General features: G+C 57.9%; 8 protein-coding genes and 2 tRNA genes. 2 read left to right on the top strand and 8 right to left on the bottom strand.

Translation table 11 applies throughout. The annotated features are described in order from the left end of the window. Window positions 1-49: 49 nt before the first annotated feature. Window positions 50-1,189, bottom strand: a complete 1,140-nt coding sequence (locus tag IT585_13570) for a hypothetical protein (GenBank protein MCC6964275.1) — start codon at window positions 1,187-1,189, stop codon at window positions 50-52. 534 nt (window positions 1,190-1,723) lie between these two features. Between IT585_13570 and IT585_13565 the strand changes: the two genes are divergently transcribed. Further along, window positions 1,724-3,412 carry a hypothetical protein gene (locus IT585_13565; protein ID MCC6964274.1) on the top strand — a complete coding sequence of 563 codons (1,689 nt, stop codon included), beginning with the start codon at window positions 1,724-1,726 and terminating at the stop codon, window positions 3,410-3,412. Window positions 3,413-4,870: 1,458 nt separating this feature from the next. Here the strand turns inward: IT585_13565 and IT585_13560 are convergent. The 7 genes from IT585_13560 to IT585_13530 form a co-directional block, all read right to left on the bottom strand. Next, a tRNA-Cys gene (locus IT585_13560) sits at window positions 4,871-4,945 on the bottom strand. A gap of 31 nt (window positions 4,946-4,976) precedes the next feature. Further along, window positions 4,977-5,049, bottom strand: a tRNA-Gly gene (locus tag IT585_13555). Between the two features lie 96 nt (window positions 5,050-5,145). Continuing rightward, on the bottom strand, window positions 5,146-7,062 hold the full coding sequence (locus IT585_13550; protein MCC6964273.1) for a hypothetical protein: 1,917 nt from the start codon (window positions 7,060-7,062) through the stop codon (window positions 5,146-5,148). A gap of 127 nt (window positions 7,063-7,189) precedes the next feature. Further along, a complete protein-coding gene (gene glgA / locus IT585_13545) occupies window positions 7,190-8,671 on the bottom strand; it encodes a glycogen synthase GlgA (protein MCC6964272.1) in 1,482 nt (493 codons plus the stop codon). Window positions 8,672-8,701: 30 nt separating this feature from the next. Continuing rightward, a complete protein-coding gene (galT, locus tag IT585_13540; protein MCC6964271.1) occupies window positions 8,702-9,703 on the bottom strand; it encodes a galactose-1-phosphate uridylyltransferase in 1,002 nt (333 codons plus the stop codon). A gap of 102 nt (window positions 9,704-9,805) precedes the next feature. Further along, window positions 9,806-11,110: a hypothetical protein gene (locus IT585_13535; GenBank protein MCC6964270.1), complete on the bottom strand. Its 1,305-nt coding sequence runs from the start codon at window positions 11,108-11,110 to the stop codon at window positions 9,806-9,808. A gap of 32 nt (window positions 11,111-11,142) precedes the next feature. Continuing rightward, on the bottom strand, window positions 11,143-11,511 hold the full coding sequence (locus IT585_13530) for a hypothetical protein (protein MCC6964269.1): 369 nt from the start codon (window positions 11,509-11,511) through the stop codon (window positions 11,143-11,145). A 260-nt stretch (window positions 11,512-11,771) separates the two neighbouring features. On the opposite strand from IT585_13530, the gene purD reads away from it, so the two are divergent. Then, a partial coding sequence (gene purD, locus IT585_13525; GenBank protein ID MCC6964268.1) for a phosphoribosylamine--glycine ligase occupies window positions 11,772-12,439 on the top strand: 668 nt, incomplete at its 3' end.

Here is a 12,439-nt window from a genome sequence, read left to right as displayed (position 1 = left end):
GGGGGTGAGGGTGATGATCCTTCGCCTCTGAATTACAACTGCCGCCCCTTTACCGCGGCGCCCCACATCCCGCCGACCACTCCGGACAGCTTGGCGGCGCCTCCGTGAAGGTGAAAATGTAACTGAGCAGAAACACTGCGTCCGAAATCGACACCAGGCAACTGCCATCCGGATCGCCCGAGCACAGCGGGTACGGCTGCGGCGCCGGTCCGTCCGCGAAGACATAGTTGATCAAGTAGACCGCATCCGAGATGTTGATTGCCTGCGAACCGTCCGCATCGCCCGGCCTGCAATCGCACCCGTTTTCACGATACGGCTCGGCGCAGGTACATTGATGGTAAGGCTGCCATGGCTCCCACGGCGGCAAACAGACCTGAAAAGTGCAGAAGATCTGCTGAACCTCGGCGAACGTGACAATGCAATCCCCATTCAGATCGAGCGCATGCCACTGCGAACAATAGCCTCCTGAATACCAGCAGTTGATCGCACTCACCGCATCGGCGATGCTGAAAAATCCGCTCCCGTCGACATCACCGGTCTGGAAACATGTCCCGTCGCATGTCACTGTGTCCACTGGTGTCACTTCTACGCCGATCATCGGATGACCCGGCAGCGGATCGGGCCAATAGTGCGTCCATTCCTTCCACTCGCCCGCGGCGATATCAAACTGCCACGCCGCGCATATTGCCGCCGCCTGATCGTCAACCGCCAGTGCCGGTTGCACTCCTGGAGTCTGGTCGGTGAATTCCACTCCCGCATATGCGGGCCCATTCAAGCAGCACTCGCCGGAGAAGTATACCGTCCCGATTGCCGGATACTCGAATTCGGCGCGCTCGCAGACCACCGTCTGTCGGCACAATTCCGTTCCCGGCCCGTAACAGGCGTGCCCGTGTGGCTGCCGGTCGTAGACCACGACATCGACCGTCGCTGGCCACTGTGCGCCCGGCACATCGACCAGAGAGAAGTTCAAAGAGTGTAGGCTGTAGGGATACCCCGAACTTGTCGGCGGTTTGCAGTCGCGCACGTCAAAGTAGATGACCGTCCCGTTTCCCGTCGAGTTAGCGGCCGCGAATGTTCCCAATGCACTGCCATACCCGACGATCGGGCACGGTTGCCCGCTCAGTGATGCTGCGGCAAAGAGTACTGCCCCGACTGCCGCTGCGATTTGCCTCGCAATCCTTTGACTCATGACCCACCTACCCGGCGGCCATACCGCCGCCAATGCAGAGTTGATTTAGAGCTCTGGTACCGCACAAAATATACTACGATGTCCGCATTGTAGCAACAGCAGAACTGCTGATGCGTCAATCCCCCTGCAGCGCCGACTTCAGTCGGCCTCATTCGTCCTATCTACTCCCCTGTAGCGCCGACTTCAGTCGGCTAAATTTGTCGAGGCAATCCCCATCACTCCACCCTCGGTGCCCCACCGCTTGCGGTGGGTCCGGAGGCAGCGTCCCGAGGAACGAGGGATTGCGGTGGGTTACTTCTGTTTCATGGTTGCGTCAGGTCTTCTCGCGCGCCGTGGCTTCGGAATCACCACTGCTCTCACCAGCGCGAGGCGACCTGACGCCTTCCTCAGACCCGGAACAACAACAGGGCAGGTCCCGTCACCGGCGTCTCTCGAAATCTGCGAACATACTTCCCGGGGACCTGCCGCGATTCTGACTGAGAAATCAATTGCTCCGCCGACGTAAAGTCCGATATTTCTATTTCAGAAAAGAGTATGGTCAGTAGTCGAACTTTCATTCTGTGCTGGGCGGGCATCCTCGCGACGACCATCGTCTACGGTGTCATCGACATAGCGCTGTCGGACACACTTTGGGGGCTCGTGCCCCCGGCAACGACTGCGAACTGGCTCTGGTCAGTCGGCTTCCTTTTGCTGTCGGCCCTGGTGCTGTTCTTGCCGCAGCTGCGTTTTCTGCAGGCGTTGGAAGCTCTTGACGAAGGCAAGCGGAGCCGATGGGGGATTCTGATTTCGATCGCCGTCATACTCGCCGCGATAACTGCGACGATAACTTGCTCGCACCAGAATCTCCTTCTGGGCGATGCCTACTCGATTCTGGATCGACTTGTTGCCGGCGTCGATTACTCGAACTTCAGTGCCGTCAATGTCTCGTTGCACAATCTGATCTACTCCGTGCTCCCGGGTTTTTCGGCTGATGCCGAAAGAGCCATCTGGACTTACAAAGGAGTCTCCATTGCCAGTGGCATCTTACTGGTGGTCGCGATGTTCTGGCTCCTGAGATCGACCGGGACCTTCGTCTTGACGATTGCCGGTCTCGCAACTTCCGGTGTAGTGCTGGTGTTCTTCGGTTATGTCGAGAGATACCCGCTGTTGGTTTTGACCATGTTCTTGTTTGGCTTGGCCGGCGCACTTGCTTTTGGGCGTGAGAAACGTCGGACGTGGTTTGCCGTTGTGATGTTATTGGCGGCCTGCCTCATGCATCTGGGAGCCCTGTTGTGTTTACCAGCGGCACTCTTTCTGGCGCTTCCGAAGCTTCGATCGACCACATGGAAACGACTACTGCTGTTCTTGCCGCTCGCCGCAACCGCACTCGTTCTCATCCTGGGCCGCAGTCTGCCGGTTGCGTCGGAAGCTCTCGTTGCTCTGACTCCGACTCCAACAGATTCCTACTCGCTGTTCTGCTCTCAACACATCTCCGATGTCGTCAGTGCGATACTCCTCGGTTGTCCGCTGCTCGCCTTGATTCTCCTGGGCGCGAAGGTCTTGCCAAAGGATGAGTTGTGGTTTCATGTGCTCGGCGTTGTGCCCGGGCTGGTTTTCACAAGCGTGGTTGACCCGAAATTGGGAGCGATCAGGGATTGGGACTTGCTGACGATCGGGATGCTTCCGTTGTTGGTCTGCGTAGTCAGGATCGTGGCGTGCTGTGCTGCCGGCAGTCTGCGGCGGACCATCGCTTTAGTTACCATTCTCGGATCATTGGCAGCGTTGCACACGCAGCCATGGTTAGCACTGAACTGTGACAGGACATCCGCCTATGAGGCGATGAAGACCTGGATCCGCCGCGATCTGCATTATTCGCCGTCCTACGAGCAGGGAATCCTGAACGTCGCGTACGCCAAGCTGGTTCAGGGAACCTATGAGGATGGCCCGGAGGGTGTGCTGGCACAGGAAAGGCGGCTGGCCGGCGATGCTACGGACGCGCTGAATCGCTACAATCTCGCCGTCAATTATGCGCGGTTAGGGCGATTGGCGGAGGCGGAGCAGATTCTGATCGGCCAGTGGTCCGGGTTCGAACTCAATCCCCGCGTGGTCTCGAATGTCGCCAGAATTTTCCGCGAGCGCGGTAATCGCGAGGAATTGATCAAGCTGTTGCGGGAAGCGGTTCAAAGGAATCCCACCAACAACGTTTTCCAACCCGAGTTGGACGCACTGACCCAAGGCCCGTAGAGCCGATCTCCTGACAGACGACTCACAACACTTGCCGACTCTCGCCGGAGAGATGCTACGATTCTGTCCAGCGTCGTAATCTGTCAATCTGTGCCCACCCTCCGCTAGTGCTCCGGCGGGCTGCCTACTTCAACCTCACTCCCAAAGATCTACATGAGCTTGAAATGCCATCAATCTACTTTGACACCTCTCTCTGTCACTCTGCACGTTTAATGTCAAACGGACTGACGCCAGACGGAAGACTATCATACGGCCAAATCCACTCCCTTGACCGGTACTTCTCAGAAGCCGGTCCTGGATCGGAACCAGTAACTCCCGCGGGTGATAAGTAAGGAAACAGAAACTTCGACGGGTACAGCCTGACCGTAATTCGCACTGAATCAATTTCAAAATTCTTCGACTCGAAGGTGAATCTCACTGACTCTGAATCTGACAAGTCTAGTTCAGGCCCAGCAAATGCTCTCGGATTCATTTCCCATTCAACTGCGACCTCCTCGAATTTCTCCTGGGCGTGGCTACGCATTCTTGTGATGCTATGATGCTCCAAGAACCAATCTATGGCAATCATGGCAAGGAGAACCAGAACCGCGACTCGAACAATTTTCAATGCCTTGGAACGTGGCATATTCATCTTGGTATCGAGAATGAACCGGTTATGTAGATCTGGTATGGTCTGCCAGCCCATCCCATGTACCCTTGAGTCACGTACGATTCTGCTGCAAGAGTGGCTAAATTTCTGATTACACTTCCTACGTTATTCCAAGGCTTCATGTCGAAGTTGTAAGTATCCGGTAGGGCATGAGCCATTCCGTTTTCCTCCAATTGTAGCGTGATCGTCCCGTACACAGCTGCGTCCTCGAAGCTACTGAAATGTTCGCCAAATAGATATAAGTTTATCAAAGCTCGACCATCAGTTCCAAAATCATCCAATGTGACCTTGCTGAGATCGATCGAGGTGATGGGGACAGAGAGGTTACGGTCTTTTTCCTCCAAACTGCCTGAATATCTGTACCAATCTTCCGCTTCCCACGACTCTATGTTGTTATCCGCGTCGGGGCGCTCTTGAAGCCTTGGCCCTACACCACCACCCCCGCCCTGTCCGCCACTTCCACCATGATTACTGGGCCCGGGATTCGGTTCACCACTCGTTGGTCCACCAATGAACCACGGATCTGCCGCGTTGCCCGAAGCGCCGCCGTTTTGGAGAAACCACGAGCACAAACCGCGCGAGGTGACCTGACGCTCTCCCGCGCATATTGAAAACGACCAACCTGGATTCTCGCCATCGCGGGAATGACGTTAACCCCCCTCTCCCTCTGGGAGAGGGGTCGAGGGTGAGGGTGAGTTCATCCCCCTTCGCGAAGACAACGCCTGCGACCGGGGGTAGGGGAGAGCGTGCTCTTCCTTGGCGCCCCCACAACAAAAAACCCGCGACTTCCGTCACGGGCTTCATCATCTTGGAGGCGCCACCCGGATTCGAACCGGGGAATAGCGGTTTTGCAGACCGCTGCCTTACCACTTGGCTATGGCGCCCCTCATCAATTTCTCGTCTACAAAAGAAAAAAGCGGGAAACGGGACTCGAACCCGCGACAACCACCTTGGCAAGGTGGAGCTCTACCAACTGAGCTATTCCCGCGTTGCAAACATCTGCGCGGTCAATATATCGGCAATTCGCCGGGTGTCAACAGAATTTTCAGCAGCCGCTTTCGCCCCGGTTTTGCAGCTCAAAACGTCAATCCCGGTCGGGCGGCAACGCCTGCAACGGCGGGAACGGCGACCGGTACGAATCATCTTTCAGCCACGGAAACCGCTTCATGATGTAGTTGCCGTAGGCATACACGCTCGCGGTATCGCCTCGCTCCAGCGCCAGATGCTGCGCATGGATTCGCGCCTCCCAGGCATAGTCATCCATCGCGATCGCCCGGTCAAACCGCGCCCGCGCGCTGTCTTTCTGATTCGACCGGTAGAAGCAGTCGCCGATCGCGTAATCCAGCAGCGGGTACACCTCGCCCAGCCGCTGCTCTGCCTCCTTGAACATCGGCAGCGCCGTTTGCGGCCCGGTGCGATTGGTGTGGTAGAATCCGTCCACCATCCGCTCGACGAACTGGTAATCGTGATGCACCGAATCGGCCGCCATGTCGATCTCCCCGTGCCGCATCCAGAACACCTTGTACGATCCTTCGCGCACGAATCCCATCGGGCTGAATTTGTGCCGGAATTCCGAATGCATCATCAACGCCCGCTCCGCCGGCGCCGACGGCTTATATCCGGTCGAGAAGATGATGAAATCCGGCTGCTGACTCAGCAGGTAACTGCTGTTAAACCGCCGCTCCTTCCAGGTCGGCGTCATCCCCGGTATCTGCTCCGGATGCCGCGCAATGTAGGAGTCCGTCAATCCCAGCAGATCGATCACGCGATGACCGAGCAGTTGATAACTGATCATCCCGATCGTGCTCACCGCCACCGAGAAGTCATTCCCCATATGCTTCTTCAGCATCGTGCCGAGGAAGTGCATCTTGCGCACGATATTCTGTTCATAGAACCAATACGTCTTGACGTGGTTGATCGACAGGGAATAGGACGCGATCGAAAACGCCGCCACCACCGCGACGAATGCCGCCTTGGCCACCGGCGCGTTCTTGATGAATCGCTCGGCGAAGTCCAGCAGCGCGACCGCGAACAGGAAATACAGCACTGGCGCCACCGGGAAGAAAAACCGGTAGACAAACAGCACGTCGCCGCCCACCCAGATAATGTAGAAGCAGTAGAGCAACACATAGATGTACAGCAGCGAGAAGCGCCCCCACAGCCGCTTCACCGCCAGCAGCGGCACGAGAAACAGCACGCCGTAGCCGCCCAGATCCTTGGTGAACGCCCAGAAGTACTGCAGCCCCGTCGCGATGTACTCCAACCCGACGCCGCTCTTGGCATAATAGGGATTCGGGAAGAGCGATCCGTAGTAGCCCAGCTTGAAAGCCGCAAACGGCAGCAGCGGCGCGATGTAGGTGAGCGCAAATCGCAGTGGCAGCGCTCGCCCGGCCAGCCAGCGATTCAGGAAACACACCCCGAAAACTATTGCGCCTTCCGGCCGCAACAGGCTCGCCAGCACCAGCAGCGCCGGCGTCAACTGCGGTTTGCGGTACTCGCAGACGAGCGCCGCTAGCGCCATGAACGCAAACGCCGCCGTCTCCAGGCTCGCGATCGACCAATAGGCCAATGACAAATTGGTCAGCATCATCGCTGCCGTCGCCGCATACAGCAGTACCGGATTCTCCTTGAACTCGTCCTTCATCAACCACAAAAACAGCAAGAACAGCAGCGATCCGGCCGCCACCCCCAGCAATCGCGTTGTGACGATGAAATCAATTCCCAACAGCTGCTTGGCCAGGGCCATCAGCATCACCCACAGGAAATTGGTGTAGCCTTCGACCCGCTCGCCGGCGTTGAACACCAGCCCGTCGCCGTGGAGGAAATTCGCGGCATAGCGGAACGAGATGTAGGCGTCGTCCTGCGTCAGCTCGTACTTGAAGCACGAATACTGGAAGATCGCAATCGCCGCCGCCGCGACCAGGAACAGCACGATCGCGTACGAAGTCGCTTTTCGGGCCTGCGGTCGCTGCGCCGGGGGTTTACTTTTCGCCTTGGCCATGCAACTCCAAATATACGTCTTGGACGTCCGTCGGCAAGCGGCGTTCAATGAAAACCGGCGGGATCATCGCGCTGCTCCCGCCGGCAAAATCGTTAACCGCGATCCACAAATGCGGCCGTGGCCGGGTTCAGGCCTGTCGGGCGTGCTCGTAGAGTGCGAGATATTGCTTCGCCGACTTCTTCCACGAGAAGTCCTGCTTCATCGCCCGCTTCATTAACGCCTGCCAGGTGCGCTGCTTGTTATACGCCGCCAGCGCCCGCTCGACCGCCGCCAACAGCGCCGCGCCGGTATACTCCTCGAACAAAAATCCCGTCGCCTTGCCCCGGGCCGCATCAAAATCAACGATCGTGTCTGCCAGCCCCCCCGTCTTGCGCGCAATTGGAATCGTTCCGTAACGCAGGGAATAGAGTTGGTTTAACCCACAGGGCTCGTAGTGCGACGGCATCAGGAACATGTCCGCGCCCGCCTCGATCTGGTGTGCCAGCGCTTCGTCAAATGTCAGGTTAATCTTCATCCGCTCCGGATGCTGCTTCTCCAGCTTCTGGAACAACTTGTGGTATTTCTCCTGTCCCGTGCCGAGCAGAACAAAGGTGAAATCCAGAGCGAACAACTCGTCGGCGGCTGCTTCGATCAGATCAAACCCCTTCTGGTCCGCCAGCCGGCTGATCACTCCGATCAGCGGCTTCTCCGCCCGCGCAGTGCTTAACCCGGAGATCTTCAACAGCTCCGCCTTGTTTACCGCCTTCAATTCCAGCTTCTCGTGGCTGTAGCGCGCCTTGATGTACTCGTCCGTTTCCGGCGACCAAATGTCGTAGTCTACGCCGTTGACGACACCGAAGAGCGCCGACCGGCGGTCGTGCAATACGCCTTCCAGTCCGTAACCGAACTCGTTGCTGCTCTGAATCTCCTCGGCGTAGGTCTCGCTAACGGTGTTGACCGCATCCGCATACACGATCCCCGCCTTGAGGAAATTCACCCGGCCCCAGAACTCGAACGGGGACGTGGGGTAGAAGAACGCCTTGTTGATTCCCAGATCGTCGAAGCTGGCGGCCGGAAACATCCCCTGGAAGGCGACATTGTGAATCGTCAGCACCGTGCGGGTCGCATTGAAAAACGGGTGATCGCGCTCGGCCGTCCGCAAGTACGCCGGAACCATCGCCGCCTGCCAGTCATTCGCGTTGATGATATCCGGCTGAAACTCCAGCCGCTCCAGCAGGAGCAGGGCTGCCCGCGCAAAGAACGCAAACCGCAGATGATTGTCCGGATAGTCCTTGCCCGTCTTTGGATCGACATACAGCCCGTCCCGGTCGAATAACTCGTCGCACTCGATGAAGTAGGTCGTCAGCTTGCTCTTCGGCACGTCGCGCTGCAGCACGTTGAATTTGTATTGCGTGCCTCCCAGCCACACGGCCAGATCGTTCAAGCGTCCGACGCGGAAAAGGTCAAACCGGTCGACATTGACGCTGCGATACTTCGGCGTGATCAGCGCCACCTCGTGCTTCAACGCCGCCAGTTGTTGCGGCAATGCGCCGGCCACATCCGCCAGCCCGCCCGTCTTGGAATAGGGCATCGCCTCGGAGGCCACGTACGCGATCTTCATTTTTCCCATGGTCAATCCCTCCCTCCATGGAGGCCGTTGCTACGCGCTCTGGATTTCGCGCAGATAGAGTGCCGCATCCTCCGGCGCCACCGGATTAATGTAAAACCCGGTGCCGGTCTCGAATCCGGCGATCTTGGTCAGCTTCGGAATGATTTCCAAATGCCAGTGGTAGTATTCTTTGCCGGCGTTGGTGAAGGCGTCGGTGTGCAGCACGTAATTGTAGGGCGGATCGGCCAGCGCCAGTTTCAGCTTGGTCAGCACCGTCTTGACGATCCCCGCCAAATCCCCCGCCAACGGATCGGTAATCGCGCTGTACAGGCTCTCATGCTTCTTCGGCAACACCCAGGTTTCGAACGGAAACCGCGGCGCAAACGGCTCGATCGCCACGAATTCCTCGGTCTCGCACACCACGCGCTTGCCCCAACCCATCTCCTGCCGAACGATGTCGCAGAAGATGCAGCGTTCCTTGTAGCCGAAATAGCGCTCGCTCCCCTCCAACTCCGACTGCACCCGGATCGGCACCACCGGCGTCGCGATCAATTGCGAGTGCGCGTGCTCCAGCGAGGCCCCCGCAGCCTCCCCCTGGTTTTTGAAACACATCAAATATTTGAACCGAATATCTTTCTTCAGATCGAGCATCCGGTGCTGGTAAGCCAAGAAGACGCGCTTGATCTGCTCCGGACTCAAATCCACCAAATCGTGCTGGTGGTTCGGCGTCTCGATCACCACCTCATGTGCGCCGATCCCGTTCATCCGGTCGAACATCCCCTCGCCCTCGCGGTTCAGTTCGCCTTCGATCTTCAACGCCGGGTACTTGTTGGAAATCACCCGCAATTCCCAGCCCGGGGAATTCGGCGGCCCGCCGTTGTTGCGCAAGGCAAAGATTTCCGGCGGCGTCATCGCCTCGTTGCCGGGACAGAACGGACAACTCTTCGGCTCTTTCGCCTTCACCTGCGGCGGGAAGTCGCTCGGTCGTTTCCCCCGTTCCGTTGATATGATTACCCAGCGTCCAACAATCGGGTCTTTTCGTAGTTCCGGCATCCGCTGTAACCTCTCTCCCGCCCTGATCCTTATCGCAACTTATCGGCATTTGGCGCCGGCGTCAACGCCATTATTCCCGCAAAATCGCCGCGCGGCTCCAACTTATTCTTTCGCCTTCCAGCCGGCGCGCTGCGCCGCCGTCATCGCGAAAATCTTGCGGAATAATGCGCCGTCGGCCGTCGTGAACTCGCGACCACGCCGCGACTTCACCACCTGTGCCGTCTCGATCGCCTTCTCCACGGCGTAGTCGACAAAACCGTCTTTGCCGCCCCACATGAACGACGGCAAAAAGCGCCCGCCTGCCAGACCACCGCCGAACAGATTCGCCGAATAGCCCAGCACCATCCCCGTCGTCAAGAGCGTCCCGATACCGGTCTTGGTGTGGTCGCCGACGAAACTACCGACCTTGTTCTGCCCGGTCTTGAGCAACCCTTGCGGCAGTTCCACCTTGATTTCACCGTAGTTGTTCTTCAAATCGGAGTTCGTCGTCAACGCGCCAAAATTCACCCACTCGCCGACATAGGCGTGGCCGATGAAGCCCTCGTGGTACTTGTTCGAGTAGCCCAAAAACACCGACTCTTCCACTTCGCCGCCGACCCGGCAATGCGGGCCGAAGGAGCAGCCGGTGCGTACTTTGCCGCCGACCAATTGGCAGAAATCGCCGATGTACGCCGGCCCTTCCACCCGCGTGTGCGGCGAGATGATCACGCTCTCACCGATATACACCGGCCCCGAGCGTGCATCGATCACCACCTGTCCGTCAATCCGCGTGTCGCGGCCGATATAAACATCATCCTCGTTATAGATCAGACAGTCTTCGTCGATCTCCGCGTTCTGATAGATGTCGCTGAAATTCAGATCGGGAATCAATAGCTGGAAATCGTACTCGATCTCCTTGGAATTGGCGTGCACCAGATCCCACAGATAGTCAATCCGCCGCACCTTTGCTTCGTGAGGGGTGATTTTCTCGGCCAACGTGTTCAAGACGCGCAGCACGGCCGCCGGGGAAGTATCTTTGCCCAGCTCCCGGATCTGCGCCGCCGCGTGCCCATCGATGGTCTTCCGCAATAAGACCAGCTTGCCGCCGGCGCGCAAGACCTGATCCTCCGCCTGCTCCGTAATCAATTCGGTCAATTCGTCGGTTGCCACGAAGCCGGGATTGATAAACAGCGCCTCGTCGAAATCCCCCAGATCGAAGTCGTTGACCTTGCGCTGCAGATTCTCGGCCAGGTAAAGCGCCAGGTAGTCGCGCACAATCAGCCGGAATTCGTCGTGATCGAGGCGCGCCGTCCATTTGTCGCCCAGCGACAGGATGCCGCACAGAAACTCCGCCGGCGTGTGCGACAGGCTCAGCGGGTAAAAATTCTCAACCTGTTCGTCTTCGAAAAAGAATATGATTCGTCTCATGACGAGAAGATAGGGAACGGATGGCGGTAATGCTAATCTTTAAACAGCGAGTCCCAGGCGGCTTTGTCGCGGTCTTTCTTGTTGCCGGTGAAGCGCGCTTTCGACTGCCGCGACAACGAAAAGGCCTCCGCCTCCGTCGCCTCCGGTTGCTTCTCCGTCACCGGCTCCGGCTTGCCTCTCGGCACGAACCACTCGCAGAAGTTCGCCTTTTCTTTGTACCGCACCCACTCCGCCTGTGACTCCAGGCACTGGTGGTGGGCGTCGCGGTCATAGAACTTGCAGTTGTAGCAGCATTTCAGCGGCTGGTCGCAGCTCGGACAAGTGTCGTTGCGCGACACCCGGCCGCTGACCGGCACTTCGGCCTTGCAGGACCAGCATAAAATCAGGTTTTTGGCGTCCATAAAGGTTCACTCTTGGAAAACGTGAGTTTGATCTCGTTTTGAAATTCCGTCGTATTTCGCGATACGGGATTTGGCCCTGATGCGGGGCCTCAAAAGCATTCAGTAGTTAGTATACCACCTGCCCCATATTTGTCAACAAAAACTCCTGCCGAAAGTTCACGCCGTCATCCCGATTTCCCGATCAGAAAAAGCCGTTGCATTCCCCCGCCCGGCATCGTAATTTTGCGACTTCAAATTCTCTGACGTTGAGGCAATCGTAAGTGCGCATTCTCGTGGTTGGCTCCGGCGGTCGCGAACACGCCATCTGCTGGAAGCTGTCGAAAAGTCAGTTCGTCGAAAAGGTCTACTGTGCCCCCGGCAACGCCGGCATCTTTAAACATGCCGAGTTGGTCGACATTCGGGCCGAAGACATCGACAACCTCATCCGCTTTGCCCGCGAACGGCAGGTCGACCTGACCGTCGTCGGTCCCGAACTGCCCCTGTCGATGGGCATCGTCGACCGTTTCGAGGCGGAAAAACTCAAGATCTTCGGTCCCACCAAGGCCGCCGCCGAAATTGAATACTCCAAAGCCTACGCCAAGCAGTTTATGCGCAAATACCATATCCCAACCGCCAGCTTCATGATCTTCGAGGATATGCGCGAAGCGATCAAGTTCGTCCGCGGTGCCGGGATGCCGATCGTCATCAAGGCCGACGGCCTGGCCGCGGGAAAGGGCGTTGCGATCTCGCACTCCGCCGAAGACGCCGAGCGCGTCATCCGCGACCTGATGCAAAAACGCCAGTTTGGCGAAGCCGGCGCCAAAATCGTTATTGAAAGCTTCCTGCAGGGCGAGGAGGCCTCCGTCTTTGCCTTCACCGACGGCAAGAGCCTGCTGACCACGATCTCCGCCCAGGATCACAAACGCGTCGGCGACGGCGATACCGGCCC

This window comes from Candidatus Zixiibacteriota bacterium, assembly GCA_020853795.1.
In the GTDB taxonomy this organism is placed as follows: Bacteria; Zixibacteria; MSB-5A5; order CAIYYT01; family CAIYYT01; genus JADJGC01.
The sequence above is the reverse complement of the archived record's forward strand: the minus strand, read 5'-3'. Positions and strand labels throughout refer to the sequence as shown.